This window comes from Fervidobacterium islandicum (assembly GCF_000767275.3).
GTDB classification, from domain to species: domain Bacteria; phylum Thermotogota; class Thermotogae; order Thermotogales; family Fervidobacteriaceae; genus Fervidobacterium; species Fervidobacterium islandicum.
In genome coordinates this window covers 1,518,735-1,542,671 of the sequence record NZ_CP014334.2, presented here as the reverse complement: position 1 = coordinate 1,542,671, position 23,937 = coordinate 1,518,735, and the positions used below count along the sequence as shown (strand labels likewise).

20 protein-coding genes are annotated in these 23,937 nt (G+C 41.4%); 15 read left to right on the top strand and 5 right to left on the bottom strand.

The genetic code is table 11. From position 1 onward, the window contains the following. Positions 1 to 17: 17 nt before the first annotated feature. On the bottom strand, positions 18 to 1,514 hold the full coding sequence (locus NA23_RS07465; RefSeq protein ID WP_033192061.1) for an HD domain-containing protein: 1,497 nt from the start codon (positions 1,512 to 1,514) through the stop codon (positions 18 to 20). 271 nt (positions 1,515 to 1,785) lie between these two features. Between NA23_RS07465 and NA23_RS07460 the strand changes: the two genes are divergently transcribed. The 9 genes from NA23_RS07460 to NA23_RS07420 all read left to right on the top strand — a co-directional run bounded on the left by NA23_RS07460 (position 1,786) and on the right by NA23_RS07420 (position 14,760). Then, positions 1,786 to 3,600 (top strand): ABC transporter substrate-binding protein, encoded by a 1,815-nt coding sequence (locus NA23_RS07460; RefSeq protein WP_033192060.1) that lies wholly within the window; start codon positions 1,786 to 1,788, stop codon positions 3,598 to 3,600. Positions 3,601 to 3,761: 161 nt separating this feature from the next. Then, complete coding sequence (locus tag NA23_RS07455) at positions 3,762 to 5,141, top strand: ABC transporter permease (protein ID WP_033192059.1); 1,380 nt, start codon at positions 3,762 to 3,764, stop codon at positions 5,139 to 5,141. 15 nt (positions 5,142 to 5,156) lie between these two features. Further along, complete coding sequence (locus NA23_RS07450; protein ID WP_033192058.1) at positions 5,157 to 7,643, top strand: ABC transporter permease; 2,487 nt, start codon at positions 5,157 to 5,159, stop codon at positions 7,641 to 7,643. A 5-nt stretch (positions 7,644 to 7,648) separates the two neighbouring features. Beyond that, positions 7,649 to 8,650, top strand: coding sequence for an ABC transporter ATP-binding protein (locus tag NA23_RS07445; protein ID WP_033192057.1), 1,002 nt, complete (start codon positions 7,649 to 7,651; stop codon positions 8,648 to 8,650). Then, positions 8,634 to 9,629 (top strand): ABC transporter ATP-binding protein, encoded by a 996-nt coding sequence (locus tag NA23_RS07440; protein ID WP_033192056.1) that lies wholly within the window; start codon positions 8,634 to 8,636, stop codon positions 9,627 to 9,629. Before NA23_RS07445 ends, NA23_RS07440 begins: the two co-directional genes overlap by 17 nt. Positions 9,630 to 9,839: 210 nt before the next feature. Continuing rightward, positions 9,840 to 11,774 (top strand): alpha-amylase family glycosyl hydrolase, encoded by a 1,935-nt coding sequence (locus NA23_RS07435; RefSeq protein WP_033192055.1) that lies wholly within the window; start codon positions 9,840 to 9,842, stop codon positions 11,772 to 11,774. A 169-nt stretch (positions 11,775 to 11,943) separates the two neighbouring features. Then, complete coding sequence (locus tag NA23_RS07430; RefSeq protein WP_033192054.1) at positions 11,944 to 12,636, top strand: hypothetical protein; 693 nt, start codon at positions 11,944 to 11,946, stop codon at positions 12,634 to 12,636. Positions 12,637 to 12,830: 194 nt separating this feature from the next. Beyond that, positions 12,831 to 13,499 (top strand): hypothetical protein, encoded by a 669-nt coding sequence (locus tag NA23_RS07425; protein WP_249477008.1) that lies wholly within the window; start codon positions 12,831 to 12,833, stop codon positions 13,497 to 13,499. Positions 13,500 to 13,596: 97 nt separating this feature from the next. Next, positions 13,597 to 14,760 carry a hypothetical protein gene (locus tag NA23_RS07420; protein ID WP_249477006.1) on the top strand — a complete coding sequence of 388 codons (1,164 nt, stop codon included), beginning with the start codon at positions 13,597 to 13,599 and terminating at the stop codon, positions 14,758 to 14,760. Positions 14,761 to 14,813: 53 nt separating this feature from the next. On the opposite strand, the gene NA23_RS07415 is transcribed toward NA23_RS07420, so the two are convergent. After that, entirely contained in the window at positions 14,814 to 16,013 is a 1,200-nt protein-coding gene (locus NA23_RS07415) for an IS110 family RNA-guided transposase (protein ID WP_128998116.1), read from the bottom strand. A gap of 216 nt (positions 16,014 to 16,229) precedes the next feature. Here NA23_RS07415 and NA23_RS07410 point away from each other — a divergent pair, with 216 nt between their 5' ends. From NA23_RS07410 to NA23_RS07400, 3 genes are all read left to right on the top strand, one after another. Beyond that, entirely contained in the window at positions 16,230 to 18,173 is a 1,944-nt protein-coding gene (locus NA23_RS07410; protein ID WP_052107203.1) for an early set domain-containing protein, read from the top strand. Positions 18,174 to 18,326: 153 nt separating this feature from the next. Beyond that, the gene (locus tag NA23_RS07405) at positions 18,327 to 19,505 is read left to right on the top strand and encodes a 6-phosphofructokinase (protein WP_033192052.1); all 1,179 of its coding nucleotides are present in this window, start codon (positions 18,327 to 18,329) and stop codon (positions 19,503 to 19,505) included. Between the two features lie 24 nt (positions 19,506 to 19,529). Next, positions 19,530 to 19,751, top strand: coding sequence for a hypothetical protein (locus NA23_RS07400; RefSeq protein WP_033192051.1), 222 nt, complete (start codon positions 19,530 to 19,532; stop codon positions 19,749 to 19,751). Between the two features lie 151 nt (positions 19,752 to 19,902). Here the strand turns inward: NA23_RS07400 and NA23_RS07395 are convergent, their stop codons facing one another. Further along, a complete protein-coding gene (locus NA23_RS07395; RefSeq protein WP_033192050.1) occupies positions 19,903 to 20,832 on the bottom strand; it encodes a DDE-type integrase/transposase/recombinase in 930 nt (309 codons plus the stop codon). A 128-nt stretch (positions 20,833 to 20,960) separates the two neighbouring features. Between NA23_RS07395 and NA23_RS07390 the strand changes: the two genes are divergently transcribed. Genes NA23_RS07390 through NA23_RS07380 form a run of 3 tightly spaced genes read left to right on the top strand, consistent with a single transcriptional unit; the run spans position 20,961 to position 21,618 of the window. Continuing rightward, positions 20,961 to 21,161, top strand: a complete 201-nt coding sequence (locus tag NA23_RS07390; RefSeq protein WP_033192049.1) for a hypothetical protein — start codon at positions 20,961 to 20,963, stop codon at positions 21,159 to 21,161. Then, positions 21,158 to 21,376: a DUF2922 domain-containing protein gene (locus NA23_RS07385; protein WP_033192048.1), complete on the top strand. Its 219-nt coding sequence runs from the start codon at positions 21,158 to 21,160 to the stop codon at positions 21,374 to 21,376. Before NA23_RS07390 ends, NA23_RS07385 begins: the two co-directional genes overlap by 4 nt. 47 nt (positions 21,377 to 21,423) lie before the next feature. Then, positions 21,424 to 21,618: a hypothetical protein gene (locus NA23_RS07380; protein WP_033192047.1), complete on the top strand. Its 195-nt coding sequence runs from the start codon at positions 21,424 to 21,426 to the stop codon at positions 21,616 to 21,618. Between the two features lie 97 nt (positions 21,619 to 21,715). Here NA23_RS07380 and NA23_RS07375 read toward each other — a convergent pair whose 3' ends face one another. Both NA23_RS07375 and NA23_RS07370 read right to left on the bottom strand, forming a co-directional pair. Beyond that, positions 21,716 to 22,354, bottom strand: coding sequence for an HAD family hydrolase (locus NA23_RS07375; protein ID WP_033192046.1), 639 nt, complete (start codon positions 22,352 to 22,354; stop codon positions 21,716 to 21,718). 29 nt (positions 22,355 to 22,383) lie between these two features. Next, positions 22,384 to 23,730 (bottom strand): MATE family efflux transporter, encoded by a 1,347-nt coding sequence (locus NA23_RS07370; protein ID WP_033192045.1) that lies wholly within the window; start codon positions 23,728 to 23,730, stop codon positions 22,384 to 22,386. Positions 23,731 to 23,937 lie beyond the last annotated feature (207 nt).

Here is a 23,937-nt window from a genome sequence, read left to right as displayed (position 1 = left end):
CATTCTATTACCACATTTTACCACCGTGTAGTTACTTCCACACCAGTTTCAGGGAGTATCTTGTACTTCTCTAGTATCTCACGTATATCTTTCGTGACGTAAATCCTTATGATTTGTATTAAATTACTCTTCATAAAGTTGTACGCTGGATATTGTCTGACGTATTCTTCAAATGTCATGAGGTTGTGTTTTCTCAGTATGTAAATGTTACTTCTCAAAAATTCTTCCGGATGAACAACTGTCAATTTATAAGGTGTATCGATTTTGAATAGCTCGTCAAAGTTGCCAAGGATGTGTTTTATGAGTCTTGTATCTTCTTCGTCGGCAATCTCCAAACATCTTTCCAATCTCAAACGGATCTTTTGGAGCAAATCACCTGCTATACCTTGACTTACGAGCGTAGGATCGACTCCTTCTATCGAGAATGGTGTTTCTAAAACAACCTTCCATAAATTACGGGATTTCAGTCTTTCAACGATTTCGTATGCCATTACGATGTCAAGTTCAAGCGGTTGCAGGTCTATTTCGTATTTCAGGAGTGCTTGTTTTGTCTCTTCTCCTCCACCGTATTGTTCGACAAGGTTGTAGAAATTAAATACAACCTCGTTGATTATTGTTTGATCTGTAAGGTCAAGGAATTTTTCTATATCGAGTACTCGCTCGTCTAATTTAAGGGCTTTGTAAGAAAGGTCAAGAAGTTCTTGGATCATCATGTCGGCAGCCCTAGAGGTTTTGTGGAAATATACGTTTTTGTACATCATAAACCTGCCGAAGAGAATTGTGTATATCTCATCTACAACCTTTGAATCGTAAGCAAGTATGTACCTTCCATCTTTTTCCACTATTTTTGAATTTCTTATCAACCTATCTATTGAACCTGTTCCAAAGCCACGTGTTCCTGCATAATAAGAATCTCTCAGAACAAAATCGAGCCTGTCAGCTCCAAGAGGACCTTGAACAATCGCGAAATCAATAGTTCCTTTTTCTTCACCTTCGTAAACCTTAACAACCTCTTCCATCAGCTGAGCAAAATTATCCTTCATATTATTCGAAAGTTCTCCGAGTGTTATCTCCAAATCTTCTAAAACAGCCCGTTTTAACGTCGAAGGTGCTTCTTCGTATTTTTTTGTTAGTTCCTTTGGAAAGTATTCTCTTAAAAGTTTGGTTCTATACTCATCGTGACCGTCATCAAATCCAAGTCTTTTGTAAACAACATCGTCAAATTGATGACTGAACGGACCGTGACCGATATCATGTAGAAGTCCTGCAAGGCGTAGGATACGAACTTTGTCAGGCGTGTCGTAAAGATGTTCCGCATAGACTCCTGAAAGATGCATCACACCAAGAGAGTGTGCAAAACGAGTATGGGTTGCACCTGGATAAACGTATTCTGCTCCTACTAACTGGCTAAGATACCTAAGTCGCTGCATTGCTTTTGTGTCTATGACCATTATTTCAATCGGGTACAACATGATTTCGGAGTATATGGGATCTCTTGATACTTTATGATACACAAATATCACCTCCCGGTATATTGTTATTTTATCATATATCCTTAAAAATTGGAAATATATTCAATTACTTCACCGATAACTAAGAATGCTCTATTTTAGTAGCTATTTGTTGGCTACACCTACTTGCAATGGATGGTAGAAATGTTGTATAATTTATGTAGCTTTTGTAAAGTGGCTAAATTTGTATCATTACTACTCTGGTTTTTTAATCATGTATTAATGCAAAAAGCGGGGGTATGTTCCCACACCATATCAAAAGGAGGGGTCAGCTGTGAAGAAAGTTGTTGTGGGACTTTTGGTGCTTGTTGCACTCTCTATCTTTGCGGTGCAGGTTAACTACGGTATCTTTTCCGACATTACAACCACGAACATTTGGAACTTACTTGGCTCAGGATCATCATCTTGGAACTTCGTTGTTCAGCTCTGGAAGTATCCATCCTTGCTTGGTATGAACAAAGACGGAACGCTCATCCCATCCGCAGCTGCTGAAATTCCAAAAATCGTCAAAGAAGGAAACATGTACACCGTAACAGTTAAGCTCAGAAAGGACATGCGCTGGTCGAATGGTGCTCCATTTACAGCGGACGACGTTGTATTCACTTACACCACAGTAAAAGAAATGCAAATCCCTGGTGGTAACTGGGGTGGGGCCTACGAACCAGAAAAAGTCGAAAAAGTAGACCAATGGACAGTGAAATTTTACTTCAAAGAAAAGAAAACAATGACGATCTACTACGACACGCTTATGACTGCTATTGTTTGCAGCAACTACTGGAAACCGATCGTTGAAAAAGCAAAAAAACAAAAAGACCCAGTCAAGTGGCTTCTTTCACAGGAAGTCATAGACCCAGGTATTACTGCACTCAACCTTGGGAAAGTTGAAAAAGGTGCGTTTATCCAGGTCACAAAGCAAGTTGCAAACGACAAGTACTGGGCATACGGTGAAAAGAACATTTACTACAAAGGCGGCGGATTCTCAATAGTTAACCCGAAAACAGGCTTCAAATGGTCAACTGGAGACACGAAACAACCAGTTACACTCGAAGTTGAGAATGGTCCATTTGTAGACACGATAGTTTACAAAATCTTTGGTAACAAACAAGTTGCTATCCAAGCACTTATTGCTGGTGACATTGACTACATCTACAACCCTGTAGGATTGACAGCAGGTGAAGCTGAACAACTCAAAGGTCAGAAAGATATAAAGATCGTTTCAAACCCACAACTTGGCTTCAGGTACCTTGCATTCAACATGAGGAAGTTCCCGATGAACGTGAAAGAATTCAGACAGGCACTCGCTGCTCTCATCGACCGCGACTTCATTTGTAACCAAGTACTCCAAGGTAGAGCTATTCCACTTGCAACACCAGTTCCACCAGCTAACAGCTTCTGGTACAACTCTGCAGTTAAGACAATCGGTGAAGGTTTGAGTATGGGTGAAAGATACCAGCTTGCGGTCAGTTTGCTCAAGAAAGCCGGCTTCAAGTGGGATGTGGAACCCGTCATCGATCCAAAGGATACGAAGAACCCAGTTAAGACTGCCGGTAAGGGCTTAAAAGGTCCAGATGGAAAACCAGTCCCAACTGTTACGCTCCTTTCACCGGGTATGGACTACGACCCAATGAGAGCGCAGACCGCTATGTACATCGAACAGTGGGCAAAGAACATCGGTATACCACTCAACCTGAAACTCACAGACTTCAACGAAATAGTCACAAAAGCATTTGACGATGTTGACTTCGATATGTACATACTTGGTTGGGGTATTGGAAGAGTTCCAACCTACTTCAAATCGTTCTGGCATAGTTCAGAAATGGCACCAGATGGTTTCAACACACCTGGTTATAGCAATCCAGAGTTCGATGCCCTTGTTGAAGAATTCGAATATGCAGACACATTTGAGCAGGCAAGAAAAGCTATATTTGAAGCTCAAAAGATACTTGCAGAAGACCTTCCATATATAATCCTCTTCACGAACCCAATGATAGAAGCTTACAGAACAAGTATCAAATTCCCGTTTGACCAAATGCTTGATGGTATCCAGGGTTACTACGGATTCCCAGAAGGAGTAAGAAAGGTTCAGTAATCCAATAACATTCCACTTCTGATAGTTTGTTCACTATATCTTTTTCAGGTCCCCCCGCAAGGGGGGACTATTAAATGAAGATCTTAAAGTATAAAGTTCTGATTGAGCAACATAAGTAAAGTGCGTCAGGGTTGCGAAACTAAGAAAAGGGAGAGGTGAAGATGGGAAGCTTGGAGCTGATTTTATTCGCAGTCGTCGTACCGCTGTTAGGTGTCTATTTTTCCATTAATAAAGGGAAAAAACCTTCGAATTACATATTTCTCGCAATTTCGTTAGCACTGTATTATGGTGCGCTTTTCAATGTGAAGTATCTTTATTTGTTTAGCCCGAGATTCAACTTTATCATTGCACCGATAATCTATTTCTATGGTTTTGATCTTCCTGGACTTGCCAAATTTATCAGAAATAGAACGGCTCAAATAGTTCTTTTGCTTGTTATTTATGTAACAGTTGTATTTTTCATATTCCTTGCCATGCCTGGAGATTACACAACGAAGTTCCTAGACCCAAAGTTAATGAGAAACCCAGAAATGTACGAAAGGATGAAAAAACTTTTTGGTGTTGACGACCCGTGGTATGTGAAATATTACAAACATATGAGGAACTTCTTCAACCTCGAAATGGGAATATCGTTCAGCGAATATCCAAAAAAGGTAGAAGAAATCATAGCAGAAAGACTACCAAGGACACTTTTCTTGTTCCTTGCCAGTTCCGTACTTTCGTTCCTACTTGGTTTTGACCTGGGGAAAAGAATTGCGTGGAGAAGAGGAGGATTAATCGATAAAACCGCTACATTTGTTGGAATTGTTTTCTGGACGATCTTCACTCCATTCTACATGCTTATCCTTATATGGCTTTTCGCCGTTACACTGAGGTGGTTCCCACTATCTGGATTTGTTACGCCCGCAAAGTGGTTTAACGCCCCGTTTAGTGCACAGGCTGTGTTCATCAAGCTTCTATGGACTGAATTCTTCTTACTGATTATGTGGATAGCAGGCATTGTTGTGGCTTCCCGATTGAAGACTATTAAAGCGAAACGAACAGCTGTTTGGTCGTTTATCATCGCGGGAATAGTCTTAGCTTTTGTTTATTGGTCTACAAACGGTATGGGAAGCTATGCTCTTGATATCATCTATCACCTCGCGCTACCGGTCATCGCTTTAGTGACGCTGCACTTTGCAGGTGACATGCTTGTTATGAGAGATACGATGCTTGAAGTTATAAAAGAAGATTACATCACTACAGCACGTGCGAAAGGATTACCTGACAAAGTGATAAGAGACAAGCATGCAGCCAGAACGGCTTTGCTACCGCTCATGACAAGCTTTGTGATCGGACTCGCCTCCACAGTAAGTGGTGGAGTTATAACTGAAACAATGTTCTCCTGGAAAGGTATGGGACTTACTCTACTTGAAGCAACAACTTCGCAAGATACACCACTGGCTATTGGATGCCTTGTTTTTACAGGTGTTTTGGTATTGGTTGCACACTTGGTTGCGGACGTACTCTACGCATTCTTAGACCCGAGAATCAGATACTAAGTGAGGTGACAGCAGATGGCACAAGTGCATAATGCCGAAGTAAAAGAATCGATTTTAAAGATAAAATTCAAGCTCTTTGTTAAGAATTTCAGAAAGAATTGGGCACTCTTTAAAGAGAGCAAAATGGGAATGTTTGGGCTTTGGGTTATCATAGCGTTCGGTATATTTGGGGCACTTTCCCCTATCGTTCTTAACGTGCTCGATCCGAATATTTATGATCCTGTCACGGGGCTTGATGCCAGGATTCTTTCCAGTAAATACATCACCGATTACTTATCTACGCAGAACTTGGTCAAGGGAATTGAAGTTCCGACAGCGCAGATGTGGGTATATTCGTTCATGGACAAAGGCGAATCCTTCAAGTCATCGATGGAGAACCTCGTTAGGAACTCACAATACGAAATCATGACAACTTATGCTCCGGACGCACTAAGGCACTTACTTGATACGATAGCGGATAGCTACATTCCTGCAAAAGAGAGAATGTACTTCCAAAATAGCATTTCTGAACTTGTTGAGAAAGGTATAATCAAATTCTCTGCTTTAGTAAGTGTTAAAGATGTAGGCAACAGAGATAAGTTCACGTTCCAAAATTTCTCAGAGCTACTCCAGAAAGTTGATTATAAAACACTAGCGGTTGCGCTCTCTGCGTTCAAAGATTCTGACGAAGTTTCAAGAGTACAGCTCTGGTTCAGAAGTTTGAACAGGGATAGACCTGAAATTGTCGAAGAGTTCAACGAACTATTATCTGCAGAATATTCAGAAGAGGAAGTTGAAGAGGCAGAAAAGAAAGTATTGGAAGTTGCAAGAGGATTGGTTTCTGGAAGTAGTGGGCAGCAGTTGTTCGTCAATTCAGATACGCAGTTAGCAGAAGTTATTAATAACAGCATCGTCAGTGTCTCTGACTTAATCAATGCAGCGGTCTTTTCATTGATACAGGACCTTTTGATTTTGGGTTATGAAGACGAGGAAATATCCAAAAAATTGGAAGCTTCCAAGTTTAATGCGCTTGTAGAAATTGCAAAAAGTAAGCTTTCTGACCTTTCAAAGAAAGAGATACTCGAACCTGCCTTGAAAAAAGCTAAAACAACGCTGAGTGCAATTGAGCAAGAACTGAAAGAAGCGGGTGTAGAGATTTCGCACGAAGATGTTGAAAAGTTCCTCGAAATTTACGCAGGTATGGAACTTGCAAAAGTCTCAGTTGATATCGGAACAGAGACAAGAGCAAAACTTGAAAACGAAATAATGGAATACTCAGAAGAAGTTCACAAAGGATATGTTTATGAAATGAACAAGATATTCAAAGACATCGCAACCGCAAGGACCATGATGGCAAAACTTCTTAATGACAAAAATGTTCCAGACAGTTACGAAATGCTTGGAAGTGAGGTTATTAAGGTTATCTCTGATCCTATCACTTCACTTATGGCCTATGCTTTTAGTGGTACAAACAAACTGCAAAAGGTGATCTCAAACATCGAGAATTCACAACTTGATGATTTTAGAAGGCTGGATATCGTTGAGAAGTTGAAGATTTTCGAAAATAAAGAACCTATTGAAGCTGTTAATTTCCTGATCGGCAAGGGAGATATAGACGAAGAAATATATCAAAAAATGATAGATGAGCACAAAACGTACCTTGAAAATTCTGCGCTTTGGGACAAAATCTCTTCTGAAACAATTGCACAGATGGAACCAAAAAGGGTGGAGTGGAACAAGCAGTTTGCAGAAGCGAAACTCGTCGAGATATTCAATAGGCTGTCTCTTACAAACAAAATCGGAGTTGCGCATCCACTACCACCAAGTAAATGGCATTGGCTTGGCACGGACCCAATAGGTAGAGATATCTTAGTCCAGCTCATGGTCAGTACCCCCAGTGAATTCGTGCTCGGTGTACTTGCAGCACTCATCACCGTCGTGATTGGTACGATAATTGGTACGGCATCAGCTTACTACGGTGGAGCCGTTGATGTTATATTCATGCGTATAGCTGACTTGATGATGCTTTTCCCGTCAACAGCGTTCTTGATAGTCCTCTCTGGTTTCATGACGATGAACTTGTTCAAACTGGCGGTTATACTTGGTTTGCTCGGAGGGTTTGGAGGTATTACACTTGTTCTGAAAGCGCAAGCACTTACAATCAAGGTTAAACCATACATAGATGCTGCAAGGGTCTCCGGAGGTAGCCATGGTTATATAATTTTTAACCACATCATCCCGAACGTTATGCCACTTTCCTTCCTCTACATGATGTTCAATGTAACTGGTGCGGTCTTTTCAGAAGCGGTTTTGAGCTTTTTTGGATTGATGAAAGTGAGAATGTCTTGGGGCTTGATGATAAACACCGTTTGGAGTTCCGGTTACCTTGGCTCTGGTAACATCGGTGCGTATTGGTGGATGTGGGTTCCGGCCGGTGGAGCTATCACGTTGCTTTGTTCTGCTTTCTACTTCCTCGGTAGAGGACTTGAAGAGATTGTCAACCCAAGACTTAGAAAGAGGTGATTGCTGTGGCAGTGTTGAAAGTAGAGGATCTAAAGATGCATTACAAAACAAAAATGGGCTATGTTAAAGCCGTTGATGGGATATCATTTGAACTCGAAGCCGGGGAGAGCTTAGGTATCGTTGGTGAATCTGGTTGTGGTAAGACATCCGTTTCCATGACATTGCTCAGAATACTTCCAGAAAACGCACAGTTCATGGGTGGGCATGTGTGGTTTAACGATAATGGGAAAATGGTTGACCTTGTTAGTTTGGAAGAAGAGGAAATGAGGCACTACAGATGGAAGGGCATCTCCATGGTCTTCCAGGCCGCAATGAACTCATTGAACCCAGTGTACAGAGTCGGAGACCAAATCGTTGAGGCTATACTCAACCACTATCCAGACACACCTATCGACGACGCAAAGGCAAAGGTAGCGAAACTTTTTGAACTGGTTACACTTGACCCAAAACGTATGGACCAGTATCCACACCAATACAGCGGTGGTATGAAACAAAGGGCGGTTATCGCACTCTCGCTGTCTTGTGATCCAAGAGTGATTATTGCCGATGAACCTACAACAGCCCTGGACGTTATCGTTCAAGATAAAATTCTGCGCGAGTTGAAGAAGATTCAGAAAGAACTCAACATGGCGATGATTTACATTTCGCACGATATTGCAGTCATTGCGGAAGTCAGTGATAAGATCGCAGTCATGTACGCAGGTAAATTCGTCGAACAGGCTGATGCAACGACGGTCTTCAAACGACCAATGCATCCGTATACGTTCCTGCTCATGAACGCATTTCCGAGCCATGTAGGTGAGAAGAAGAAACTCTTCACAATACCGGGCGAGCCACCCAACTTACTCAACCCACCAACTGGTTGTAGGTTTGCTCCAAGATGTCCTTGGGCAACGGACAAGTGCCGTGAGCAAGAACCAGAGTACAAGGAAGTAGAAAAGGGGCATTTCGTTGCATGTTGGTATCCACTTACAGAAGAGGTGAGAAGAGATGCGTTCAGAAAATAAAAATGTGTTACTTGAGATAAAGAATTTGAAAAAATATTTCCCAGCTGAAAGGGCTCTCTTTGCCAGAGCCAAACACTTTGTACATGCTGTTGACGACGTTTCATTCGAAATACTGGAGGGTGAATCACTCGGTCTTGTTGGTGAATCGGGATGTGGAAAAACAACAACTGGAAGAATGGTAGTAAGGCTCGAAGCACCGACAGATGGGACTATAAAGGTCTTGGGAAAAGACATCAACGAATACGAGCGCATGGAATACCATGCGATGGTCCAAATGATATTTCAAGACCCGTACGAATCACTGAACCCGAGGATGACGATATTTGATATCATCGCCGAGCCGCTCAATATACACAACATAGGAACGCTCGAAGAAAGAGAGGCCAAGGTTTCTCAACTACTCCAAGAAGTGGGACTCACACCGCCTGACAGCTTTCTTTGGAGGTACCCGCACGAACTTTCTGGTGGACAAAGGCAAAGGGTTGCCATCGCAAGGGCACTCGTTCTAAACCCGAAGCTCATCGTCGCTGATGAACCGACATCGATGTTAGACGTCTCCGTTAGAACTGCCGTTATGGAACTTATGATGGAACTACAGGAAAAACACGGTATGAGCTATTTATACATCACGCACGATTTAGCTGTCGCTCGATACATGGTTGGCCGGATAGCGGTTATGTACCTTGGAAAAATCGTTGAACTTGCTGAAACCGAGGAATTACTACACCATCCGATGCATCCTTACACAAAGGCTCTCATGGATGCGGTCCCAGTACCAGATCCAGAATACAAAAGGAATGAACCAAACATCATTGGAAATATCAGCGTTCCAATTGACCCACCACCAATTTGCCGGTTCTACGATAGATGCCCATTTAGAGTTGAAAAGTGCAAAACCGATCCGCATCCTGAACTGAAAGAGGTTGCTCCAGGTCACTACGTTGCATGCTATCTTGTCCACGAGGGAAAGATAAAATGATTCTGTAGATTGAAAAGCAGACTTATAAATCCCCCTCCTTGCTGGAATTTTCCTTAATCTGCCAAGCGAGGGGGATTTTTAATGTTCGCATAATTCTCAAAGTAGAAATCGTGGAACGCATTGAATTCTTAAAAAAGTGGTGAGTAAAAGTGATACAATCTTTGATTAGATGTGGATACTCCACAACCTTGGAACTGGGGGTAAAGTTTTATGCGGAAAGGTATGCCGAACAAGACTTTGCTACTGATCTTGACTTCTTTTATTCTAATACTGTTCGTCACGTCTTCGTGTGTTATAAAGTTGCCTTCCATAGAAAAGGGACTCGTTACTTACAATATCGATATCAACGAACTTACGATTAGTTGGAGTTCCAATTTGTCAAGCATTCACTTTAATGTGTACGTTTTGAAAAAAACAGGTGAGAAGAAGCCTTTGGGTTCAACAAGTGCAACAACACTAAGTGTAAAAGACTTTTATGGTAAAGACTTCTGGGAAGCAGAGAAATTCGGAGTTTGTGCGATTGTTAACGGTAAAGAGAGCCAGACTAAGTACATCAACAAAGAAGATGTGAGTATAACTTCGTTAAATGTTCCACTCACGTCCTCAACGATGTACACACTCTTCATCCGCTCTTTTTACGATACAAACAACGACGGTGTAGGTGACTACAACGGTGTTGCCCAAAAAGTAGACTATCTCAAAACGCTTGGAGTGGATACAGTTTGGTTCTTGCCGTTCAACAAAGCAAAATCGTACCACGGTTACGATGTTGAAGACTACTACGATGTAGAACCTGACTATGGAACATTCGCACAACTTGAAAATATGATAAAAACACTCAATCAGAACGGAATTCGTGTCGTTATGGACTTGGTTGTGAACCACACTTCCGATACACACCCGTGGTTCCTGGATGCCATTGAGAACACAACGAATTCGAAGTATTGGAGCTACTACATAATGACACTTGAAAATAGAGACGGTTGGAATCACTGGCATTGGAAGATAAACTCAAAAGGGCTAAAAGTTTACTACTTTGGACTGTTTGACTCATCAATGCCCGATTTGAATTTCGACAATCCACAAGTAATGAACGAAATCAAGAGAATAATCGATTTTTGGATAACCGTTGGTGTGGATGGTTTCAGACTTGATGCACCAAAGCACTACAAAGGCTGGGATTGGAACGATGGAATTTCGGATTCTGCAGCAATCGCAAGGGAAATAGAAAGTTACATCAGGAGCAAGTTAGGAAACGATGCGATAGTTGTTGGAGAAGTGTACGATGGAAATCCATCGGTTCTTTCGCAATTCGCACCGATGCCGGCATTTAACTTTACATTCATGTATGGAATAACAGGCAACCATGAGGGGAAAGATAACCTGCTGGGAGAAACAATTTCATGGGTTAATGGAGCGAGTTATTATCTCAACGTAAAACATTTCCCGTTCATAGATAATCACGATTTGAACAGATGGATATCTGTACTTATCGACCAAAAGTATAGTGGAAACACACAAGTTGGTACAAAGCAGTATATTTTGACGAATGCACTCTTGCTTTCTTTAAATGGTATGCCTGTTATTTATTATGGGAATGAAATAGGCTTGAGAGGATGGAAATGGGATCAAGATCCGTGGGACTTGCCAGTGAGAGAGCCGATGCAGTGGTATGCAAGTCAAAACGGAGCTGGGCAGACATGGTGGACGAAGCCAATTTACCAACAAAAAGGAATTACGTTTGGAAATGCAAACGTCGATGGTGCGATGTACGATGATCCGAACGATGGGGTTTCAGTAGAAGAGCAGATGAATGGTTACACGATATATAACTTCTTCAAACAATTCATAAACCTGAGGAAGACATATCCGGCTTTATCGAAAGGTTTGTTGACGATAGAACGCGACTGGAAGAACTTGTACGTTGTCAGAAGAACATACGGAAGTCAGGAAGTGCTTGTATTGATAAACTTAGACCCAACTTGGCCGAACAATTACACAGTACCAGCAGGATACAGATGGGTCTGGTATGCGTTCTTTAATGAAAGCTTATTTGAATTTGGCAATAAAAACGAATCAACACTGAGTCAAGATACCAACTGGACGGTCAATCCAAGGCAAGTGTATGTGTTTGTGAAGGACTAAGAATTGTATTTTACAATTGGAAGAGTGTGGAATTTGTTCCACGACGAAAAATCTATGCTCTGGAAAATAGTATAATATAAATTTGGATGATCTAATCGACCTATTTTGTTCTAACGATGTCCGCTGCTACTTAGTAACTGAACTTAAAAAACCTTTAGAAAGGGGAGGTATGGGTTATGAAGAAAGTACTGTGGTATTTGCGGCTGTTTTGGTTGTGTTGCTGCTTACGAGTTGTGAACTCTTCCAGGCTCCACCACTTCTTAAGACCGTGACACTTGACGGTAGCCTTTCAGATTGGGGAAACTATGTTTACACCGACGGAGCAACCGATTCACAGTGGGGTGCAAATAACGAAATTTACAGAGCTGGTATTCTCTTTGATGCGACAAATCTTTACATCGCTGGCGAGTTTACGAAGGAAGGCTTCAACAACTTCATGGTCATCGTCGACCTTTCAGGTGTAACTGGTGCACAAGACACAACCAAACATCCTTGGGGAAGAAAATACAAATTCGAGAAAGGTGATGTGGACTTTGTCCTTGAAACATGGGGCGATGGCTACGGTGCTTGGAGATTTACATCAGCTGAAGCTACGAGTGTTCAAGTTACACTTGCATCAACAGAAACATCTGATGGTCACAAAGTAGTCGAAATAGCCGTCCCACTTAATAAGCTTGGTGTCACGGATCCCAATAAACTTTCTGTAAAGGCTGTTTTCGTATTAACTGGTGGATTGAGCAATGACGGAAGCAAGCAATACGCAGGGGACTTCTATCCGAATCAGGGATTTGAAGCTGGAGATGGTGGTTATAACGTGCCGGTTGTCATAGCTAAGACTATTTCTAATCCTCTAAAAAAATAAGTTACAGAGCTCTAACTATAGATTTCCACTTAGAAGGGGCGTATGCCCCTTCTTTAATAGTAAGAAACTGAACGAAATGCCAGCAGCTTGTAAAAGGGGTGATTTTTTTGAGAAAATGGCAGAAAAAAAGTTTGTTTATTTTGCTTTACACCATCTCGATTTTTTTACTTGTTTTTGGAACCGTTTCAAGTTGTATGAAATTATTGAACCTACAATTACCTGATGGTGTGTACGTTGTCGGAGAATGGAATGGCTGGGTGCCAACAGAAGCAGACAAAATGACTTATAGTAGCGAGGAAGATGCATATGTATTTGAACTACCGGTTGCATCTGTCACGTTTAATCCGAGTAGATCAGGTCCTCAGTTTTCGATCGGATGGTACAAGGTTATATACAAACAAGGTGGAGTTACGAATGTTTCTTCAGCGATACCCGTTTGGAAAGAAAACCTCGGTTCTGATACTAAACTGACGATCTACGCAACACCAACGGCTATGGTGAACGGTCAGGCAGTCGGGGTGGGTGATTCTGAGAAATTCAAAACAGCACTTAAGAACTGGTCAATTGGTGGGGAAATTAACGGTTGGAATTTGTCGCAAGGGCAGATGAATTGGGATAGTGCAAAGAAGGTCTTTTTGTACGAAAGAACGAACTTCACAGGTGAGAAGAAAGAGTACAAATACAAGCTTTCAAGAACAGACAACGACTGGAAGCCGTGGGAAATGAACTACGATGGGAAGAAATACGATGCGGGGATGGGGCAAGACGCATCATTCTCGCTCCCAGAGGCTGGAACGTACGATGTAACGTTCACGTATAATCCAAAATTCTCTATTCTGGAAGTGAAATACGAGAAGAAATAGCCTTTGTTGGTAAATATGAATAATTACCTTGTGAGGTGATGATGGCGTGAGAAATGCTCAGAATTTGACCAAACGGGTTGCAATATTATTGTGTACTTTGCTACTTACCGCAAATGTTTTTGCATTCCAATCGACTTACTCGGCGAATTTTTCACTCGGCTTTGACTTTTCGAACGGCTTTGAAGCACCAAATACGTGGTTTTCAACCGAGTTTCGAATGAATCCTTCAGCATTCGGTAGAGATTTCGATCTTTCGGTGAGTTTGAAAGATATTAATCTGGAATCTGCGAAACTTTCTTTGAAGCTCAGCGATTTGAAATTGAACCTCTATAAGAATATATCTTTCATTTCCACAAGCGATCCAGTTGTATTGTACAAAGTTGATGGCGGTAGGGATGGGATAGATGTAAACACTGCTTTCGGTAAGTTGGTTCTGAGCCAGGATGTGATGTATTTCGATGCTCCAGTGCCGATGATTCCCAACCACAAAGTCATGCTCGGTAAGAGGGGGAATAAGTTTGACGTAGCGCTTTCCGGTTATCAAAAGGTCTCAGGTTTTAATCTAAGTTATGAACTCATCCAGCAGGATTTAACAAACTTTGAACTCAAAAACAGTGTCGCCTTTTTATCGCTTGCAGAAGGAAGCTACAACTGGGGAGTTAGGTACATTCTTGCTGGTGCTACAAATACTCGCTTAGCGTTGAGCCCGACGAATATAAGCAATCAGAATGTCGTAAGCCTGTGGTACAAATTTGGCAGCTCACCGGCGTTTAATACGTATGTGAACACAAACTTTGATTTTGAGAACACTTTCGATGACCTGCTCAACAATTCCGAAGCTGGTATAGATGTTAATTTCGGTCAATTCTTTGCGAATCTCAAAAAGGTAGGTTTTTCTGATGTCACAGGTTTCATGCCAACAGAGTGGGGAAAGTTCATCGTAACTTTTGGGTCCACGTTCTCGTTTATGGACTTTTCAGGAAAAGCGTCCTACTCGTTCGGTAAACCGATACACTCCTCGATTAACACAATAGGTGAAATATACTACTTGGAATTGGGAAGGTCGTTTGGCAACGTCTCAGCGTTTGCAAAATACCAGAAAATTATAGGTTATTACGAAGAAAAGGACTCCTTCTTCGGTGAACTGAAATTGACAGGATTTCAGAATGCTCAAATCTCTATGCAGCTCGGGAATGGTGATTTTGCAGGTGATAATCCATTCAGGCCAGTTGTTAATGTTATTATAAACACCTGGTGGTAATGAACAGATGTTTGAAAAAATTATCGATAAATTGGTTAAAAATTGGGAGTCAACTATGCAAAATTAAATTTTTGTTTTGAGTGTGAGATAGCATAATCAATATTGAACTTCTCTTTCTTTCTCAACATTGCGTACAACGTTCGCAATAACTTGTGTACTACTGACATTATCGCTTTTTTGTACGGTATACCTTGCTGCCTTTTTCGTTCATAGTATGTTCGGAAATATTCGTTGTGAATCACTACACTCACTGCCATTAGCCATAGTATTCGTCTTAGGTGGGCATTGCCCCTTTTCGATATGTGTCCTTCTACTTTGCTTTTGCCTGATTGGGCAATGCTTGGATCGAGTCCACAATACGCAATGAGTTTTTTGTATGTACTAAATCTTGAGATATCTCCAACTTCTGCCAAGAAATGCATCGCGCTGTTTTCACCAATACCTGGTATTGACGTGAGTATCTCGATATCAAGGTTTATCGCACTACATTCGCAATATTCTTTCATCATCTTGTCGTATTCTTCAAGCTGTTGCTGTAAAAATTGTAGTTCTTTGATATTTTGCACAAGAATCTTTTCTTTCATCGGCCAATATTGAGCAATCGAGTTATTAGCGAGTTCTTTAAGTTTTTGAGCATTAAGTTTTGTACTTCTGCCACGGTCTTTGGAAAAGAACACATCCAGATTACGAGCCTTTTGAATAGCCTTGGCAGAAGGGAAATGAGAAAGAAGATTGAGGATAGTGTCACTGTAGATATTGGTAACTCTTTCGAGTTCAGGGAAAAGAACGTTGAGCAGTTTTTCGATATTGTCTTTAACTTTTGCGATGCGGTGGATAATGTTTTCGCGTGCTCTGACAATATCACGAAGCTCAGAGTTGACAAAAGCAGAAGAAGGAATTTGATGTTGTAGGTAAAACAAAGCAGTAGCGATAATGCGAGCATCGATTTTGTCGGTTTTGGTCTTTCGAAGAGAAGCAAAGTTTTTAACAGTTAGAGGATTAAAAACAGCGCAAGCAAAGTCGTTGGAAGAAAGGAAAGCCAGAAGGTTGAGATGATAACAGCCAGTAGATTCCATAGCGATGATGATGGATTGTTTTGGGAAGGCAGAGAGTTTGTTTGCGAAGGAGGAAAAGCCTTGCTGGGACATATCGAAAGAAGATTCGAAGATGATGGAACTGGGATTAGAGATAGCGCAGACGTTGAACTTATCCTTGGAAACATCGATGCCGACGAATATGGAGAAGTTATTCATACAAGAACCTCCTTTCAATTGATGAGGGCAGGGAGCCTACTGAACCAATCCTCCATGCTGACGAGGGCTGAAAGCCCAACCAACTTATCATGGTTAAAGGCAGGCAACAGACTCCCAAAATGGCTTAAAAGCCAAGGTGACATAAGTTGTCCTGCCCTCAATTTTTTTAAGCTAAATTATTTATACCATATTTTTATGTAGGAGGTGTGTTACTTAATGGAAAGTTTGAGAATGGTGAGGAGATTCTTATTGGTTGCATTTTTGATTGTTTTCACATTTTCGTTTGCTGCTGTTCAGTACAAAGATGGTAAGGTCGTATTCACATTTAAAGCTCAAGCACAAGTTGTCTATCTTGCAGGCTCGTTCAACAACTGGAGCCCAACAACGTGGCCTATGAAATTAGTTGACGGTGTTTGGGTGTACGAAGTCGAGTTGAAACCCGGTACTTATCAATACAAGTACGTTATTGACAGCAAGATTTGGAAAGAAGACCCAGAAGCTCCAGCATACACAGATGACGGATTCGGCGGGAAAAATGGAATGTTTACACTTACACCAGACGGCAAAATATTAGGGCAAGCGGAAAGTACACAAGCCCAACCAACTGGGAAGAAATATGTGTTGAACGAAAAGAGAGAAAACACGATTTTTGTTGATGTCGATGGTTACGTCATCATCCGCTACTACAACAAGGATGCAAAGCAGCCATATATCGCTGGTTCATTCAACAATTGGAAAGCTGATGACACACCGCTTTATTTCATCGAAGATGGCTGGTGGGAAGCGGTTTTGGAACTAAAGCCAGGGGTGTACGAATACAAGTTTGTTGTTGACGGTAACTGGATACCAGACCCGAATGCATTTGCGTACACAGATGACGGATTTGGCGGGTTGAACTCAGTTCTTGAAGTTGCTATGGAAAGTGGAAAGCTCGTTGTAAGAGCACCAGCCGGAGCGGTCAAGGAAGGAAAGCAAGTAGTTAAGGCAGAAGAAAAGCCAGCAGTAGTGACAACCGTGAAGGTAACTCCGGGACTTTCAATTGTCGATGGCAAGGTTGTGTTTGCTGTTAAGAAAGAGAACGCGCAGGAGGCTTACCTTGCCGGAACTTTCAACGGTTGGAATCCAAGGGCGCAGAAGATGCAACTTGTTGATGGTTATTGGGTGACTTCACTCGCTCTGCAACCGGGGGTTCACAAATATAAATACGTTTTTGTAATTGGTGGAAACGACGTTTGGGAAGAAGACCCGCACGCACCTGGGTATGAACCAGATGGCTTTGGTGGTAAGAACGGTGTTTTCAACCTAGTCCAAAAGGATGGGCTTCTAAAAATAGAGGGAGTAGAAGCACAAAGTGGGGGACTACCAGTAAAAGGGAAATACGAATTCACATACACACTCCAAACGAACGCAACGAATTACCTTGTTTTCTCTGGGGCAACAAGCAAGTTGACATTAACGTTCACCCCAAATCCAGACCTTTCCCTGTCATTGACATACGGTGGTGCAGCAATTTCCAACGCATTGCTGAGAATGAAAAACGATGGACTGCTTGTTGGTTTCCACTACAAAAAGCCTTGGACTTTGCCTGTTGAAGGAAAGGATACAGGAATAGTGTTTTCTTACGAAATTGCGAAAGATACCAGCATCGTCTTTGGCTTGGGATACGAAAGTAACAAATTGCCCTTGATAGCAGGTATTGAGTTCGGTGGTATTAGACTTTTCGGCGCGAAGGATTATTACACAAATAACTATTCAGTTGTTGGTGAATATTCTCTACAAGGTGCGATAAATGTCTCGCTCGTTGGACTTTACAGTTTGGACAACAGCTACTACTTCGCGCTTGGTTTCGATACCGAGCTCTTCGGGTTGTCTGTTGATTTCGATGGTTCGATAATCGGAATGAGTGGAAACGTTGTGCTTGGTAAAGAAAAATTGGCATTTTCTGGTTCTTTCGACATTTCAAGTGCGGACTTGAGTGGGAATGTTACGTACATTGCGGATGGTTACAAAGTTGGTTTGGGTTACACATATCCAACCAAGGTATACCTCTTGTTCGGACTGTTCGATAAGGAAAAAGGACTTAACATAAAGATAGAAAATCCAGATATTACAGACATAATGACAAATACAATAATGATTAGTGGGTATGTGAACTTCTAGTCTGTTGTCCAATAATTATTGTTTTACAAATTACAAAGCCCCGGGTTGGAACCTCCGGGGCTTTTTTGTTTTTTCAGACTCTTATGGTAAAATACTGATAAGTATTCTTTGGAGACTGTAAAATTTCGGACGGAGTTTGGGGGTGTTGTTGATATGAAGGCGTTGTACGCACAGTCGGGTGGAGTTACGAGCGTTATAAACGCGAGCGCGTACGGAGTTATCGATGAGGCAAGAAGGAACGGCTTGGAAATATACGTCGGCATCAACGGTGTTACAGGAGTTTTGAAAGAGAAGTTTTTAGATGCAACTGAGCTTGACATAGAATTTCTGAGGTATACTCCTGCAGGTGCGTTTGGGTCGTGCAGGAAAAAGCTGAAAAGCGAATCTGACATAGAGAAACTCTTCGAGATTTTTAGGAAAAACGATATTAGATACTTCTTCTACAATGGTGGTAACGATTCTATGGATACAGCTTGGAGGTTACAAATGGAAGCACAAAAAAGGGGATATGAACTGAAAGTTGTCGGTGTGCCCAAAACAATTGACAACGACTTGCCCCACACCGACCATTGTCCAGGGTACGGTTCGGCTGCGAAATACATAGCGATAGCAATGATGGAAGCAGCTCTTGATTTGCGAAGTATGTACGTGGACTCGACACAAGTCTTTGTTATGGAAATCATGGGAAGACATGCGGGTTGGCTTGCTGCAGCGGCTGCTCTTGGCTGGGTGAATGGTATAGGCGCAGATATTGTCCTACTTCCGGAAGAACCTTTCAATAAGGATGAGTTTATCGCTGCGGTTGATAATGTCGTTTCGAAAAAGGGGCACTGCGCAATCGCAGTTGCCGAAGGTTTGAAGTATCCCGATGGTTTCTTTGTCTCGGATATGGGATTCACCGACAGTTTTGGTAACCGACAGCTTGGTGGTGTCGGATTTACTATCGCTGGAATGGTGAGGTCCGAGCTTGGTTTGAAAACGCATGTTGCAATTCCGGACTATCTGCAAAGAAGCGGCAGGCATATAGCAAGTGCCACTGATGTCCAGGAAGCTGAGATGTGCGGAAGGATGGCAGTGAGGTATGCACTTGAGGATAACTACGGTGTTATGGTCACAATGGAGCGCATTTCGGATGATCCATACGAGATTAGGTATTCTTCCGTACCACTGAACTTAGTCGCTGAACAAACAAAGATGCTTCCGAAGGATTACTTTGACAAATTTACGGTAACCGAGAAGTTCTTCAGATACGCCCTACCGTTGATCCAGGGAGAGTTCTATCCACCATTCAAGAACGGGTTGCCTGATTATAAATTGCTGGATTTGAAGTAATTCTAAAGAAAAGAGGTAACTAAAATGTGGATATTCACACTTATAGGGATTTTGGTTGTTGCACTGATAGTGATTTCATTATTGCCGTTCTTAACACCACTTTTGGTTTGGATCCTTGGTGTTATCATATTTTTGGTAATGCTTGTAATTGCGTACGTCTTCTTGGCTGCACTCGTTCCTATAGTGGCTATAGGGTTTTTGATCTGGATAATCTACAGTGCGTTTAGAGGTTTAAAAAGAAGATAAGAAATAGATAATCAAACAGGCCCAGGGAGGATAATACCTGGGCTTTTTTTATTTTGTAAATTTTACGTTAACCATCAATTTGGCCGTAGATACATCTCATTGCCTGCGCAGGTAGCGAGCAGCAAAGTATGAATACTGGAACATGATCCTGTTAACTTGTAGTGATGGAAGACAATAGAACACTCATAACACGCGCAATATCATTCCCGTTCAGTTTCAAGAGATTTCTCACTACACAAAAGCTATTTACGTACATTGGAAGATTCTCAATATTCTTAAATCCACGCTTGGCTCGTACAAAGTCTTGGAATAAGGAAAACTTCGATTCACATTGATTGTTTTGCCCAAGTCTCACAACAATATGATTGATATTCTTGTATAGTATCTTCACTGCACCATACGCACCAAGTCCATCTGTAATTAGTTCGATTGTTCTTTCGTTGTTACCAAAGAACTTCTCTAACAATATCTTCACTTGACCCATATCGCGATATTTGGATACATGCCAAGCAACAATAAGATTCGTCTCATGGTCAACTAAGAACCAAACATAGTACTTTTTGGATTTAAACAAAACGACAGTTTCATCACCATGGACTTTGAAAGCATCTACAGGAACGAGGATGGAAAAGAAACAAGACAACTTAAGGATCCACTTGTAGATAGCGACATGAGAGACTTTGATATTAAGTGAGTCTCTGATGGAACGCAAGGACACAGCTTTGAAATAAAGGACGAAGGCTTTAAGGACAATAAAGATAGGGAAACGGAAGAACTTGAAAGAGTCGAAAGGAAGAGGGACAAATTGAGGTAAGTTAGTTGGGATTTCGTCTCTGGTATGGCAAGAACGGCAACGGAACTTAACGAAGGCTTTTTTGATTTTGTGGATTTGCATAGTTTTTCCACAGACAGGGCATTTAGGATAAGGGAAAGAGAAGAGCTTGTGTTTTTTTGAATGAACAAGTCTGAAAGTGCGCTTACAGTCTTTGCAAAAGTATTGTTGGTTACCGTACTTATCATGACCGTTTTTGTAGATGTTGGTAGAGCCGCATTTGGGGCAAGAGACTACAGAATTTTGCATAGTGGAGTACCTCCTTTTTGTGAGAATTGATGGTGGGGGGTGTTCCACTAATAAGAAGATAATACGGTTTTTGGAAATTTTCAATACTTTTAGTTAACAGCATCTGGAACATGAACGGGGGTGTGAGTATGAAAAGATTGGTTTTGAGATGGGTAGTGGGGTTTGATGAGAACAACGAACCTATTTACAGAAGGCAGAGTATCGCGGTTTCTGATTCTTTTAACAGTGAAAACGCTCAAGTGATTGTTTCAATACTTGATAAGTATTCAAAGTACATGTGCGAAAGTGCTCAGCTTGTTACTACCGAAAGTGTAGGTGATGAATTATGAAAAGACTCACACTGATGTTTAGGAAAAGCGATGGAACAAGAATGCGAACTTATAGGTTGAACATTCCAGAACCTGTTGATTCTATCAATCCAACAGAATTGACACAAGATATGCAACAGCTCAAACAGCTCGGTGTTGTACCCGATGGGTTCGAACCAGACGAAGCAAGATTAACAGAAACAAACGTCGAAATCCTTGTTAATCTGATCGAATAACTTATGAATGGTTGAAATTCTCTTGGTGCAGATTGCGGGTGATAGGGATGAAGTGGGTTTGGGACATTCTTAAGCTCTTCATGTACCTTGTTGAAAGGCCCGGTGAGGGAGACAAGAAGAAAGCGGAAGTCATGGAACTCATGGATGAACTCTACGATGAACTAAACATACAGATTCCAAGGGAGATCTACCACTTGATTGTTTCATCGGCGATAGATTACCTTGCATTCGTACTCTTTTAAAAACCTGATTTGACATTGTTTAGAGAATAAGGAATTAAGATTTTTAAGCTCGATTAACAACGCCCTGAGGATTTAAAGGTCCTCAGGGCTTTTTTGTTTAAAATATGGGTTTCCATTTTTCCACTTCGTCGATGTGTACAAATTTAATGCCAGCTTTTTCTGAGGACATGTCAAATTCCGAGTCACCTATCATTACGCATTCATTTGGTGAAATGTTCAGTTTGTTGAGAATTTCTTGGAAAAACAAGGGATTCGGTTTAGCGTACGTGCTGTTTTCCATGTGGGCGATATAAAAGAACATGTCGGGTTCTAAACCAGCAAACTGTATCCGCTTGTGAGTTGCAATTTTGGGAAAGAGAGGGTTTGATGCAAAGATAACCTTTTTGTTGGTTTTTTTAATTAATTCTATTAATTCGATGTTTGGTTTCACTATCTTTGAGAGTTCGTCGAATTCATTTTCATAGAAATCGTAGAATAGATTCTGCCAGTATTCTTTGGGTTTTTCTGACTTGCTTGAAATCGCTTTGCTGAACTTTTCAAAAAGGCTTTCGTTCGGTTGCATGTTTCTTATACTCTCTTCCACTGAAGACATTACAAGCTGGAACAGTTGGTTAAATTCAATACCCGATTTCTTCGAAAGCAACGAGAAGTACTCTTTTAGAAATTCTCCTTCCGCGTTTTCAATTATCGTCCCGTCGTAGTCCAAAAAAATGTATCTAACTGGTGTAGTATCCATTTCTTAAGTACCCTCCTTAGCAAATGGATTCATACGATCGCTTTTTTCCAATTTGAGAATTTGAAGAATGCGTAAGTAATGAAGAAGACGATCAAGTTACTGATTATCATACCTATAAAAATCCCTTTAAACCCCATAGTTGTTGCAAGTACTGCGATTATTGGAATCCTTATACCCCATAACCTCAGTATATCTCCAATCATTGAAAGCACAGTTTTTCCAGCACCTATAAGTGCGCTATTGTAAATCATGTAGGACGTGAATATGGGCAATGAGAACGAAATGTACTTGAAGAATATGTCCCCCATTTGTATAACTTCCGGATCGTTGATGAAGAATTTTGTGACCTGTTTTGCGTATACAAACGTAAGTACCGAGAGAATACCAACAATAACTACATTCCAGAAAAATGCAGTTTTCACCGTCCTTTCCGCATCTTCGTACCTTCTTGCCCCGATGAACTGACCAACCATTGTCGAGACTGCCCCCGCCAAACCAAAAGAAACCATGGAGACAAGGTTTGTCACTCTGTTGCCAATACCATACGCACTGATCACCGCAGGTCCGAACATCGCTACGTACTTCATTATGACTGCAAAACCTGCCGATGTTACGGACAAACCTATTGCGCTGGGAAGCCCAAGTTTCAAGATTATAGATATCATCTTCCAGTCAGGCTTGAAATCATGCTTTTGGACTTTTAGTACAGCTCTTTCTGAAAAGGCGTGTTGGATACTAATCGCTGCAGCCACGAACCTTCCCAAGTTTGTGGCCCATGCGGCTCCCGCAACACCAAGCTTTGGAAAAGGACCTATTCCGAAGATCAACAGAGGGTCGAAAATCATGTTAATTACGTTCATGTAAAATGTCATTCGCATTCCAAATTGCGAATCACCTATGGCCCGCATCACGGAGGTCGTGGAGTTGATAACAAAAACAAGTGGAAGACCTATCATGTCTACAACATAGTAACTAATCGCATATGGTATTATTTGCGGGCTCTTTGGACCGACTATTCCATATACGATGGGTTTTGTAAAAGCAAGTCCCAGAATAGTTGAAACAACACCTGTGACGATTGTTACTAAATACAGCTGACCAGCAGATTTTTTCATGGCTAAGGTATCTCTCTTACCGGCGTTTTGGGATACGAGGGCTATACCAGCATTTGCAAAGCCCATCGCAAGGGAAATAAATGTGAAAATCACCGGCCAGGTAACGGTCGCAGCGGAAAATTGGATTGGCCCAAGCTTACCAAGGAAGTAAGAGTCTACGATGTTGTAGATTGTTTGAAGTGAGTTAGAAATTATCAACGGCCAAGCCAGTTGAAAAATCGAGTATTCGATTCTTTGATTTAGTACTTCAACTCTAGCCACTTGAAAAGCACGCTCCTTTGGTGCAATCTTTAGGATGTTTCGTATAGCGAACAATACATCTTTATTCTAACATATATTTCTGCAATTATCAAAGGTGTTCTACGCACCGAAAATTTCGCAATTTGGAAAATAACTTTTTAAAATCATGCTGAACAAGTAAGGAAAGCATTTTTCTTGAATTATTGGAATGGGCGGTATATAATTATT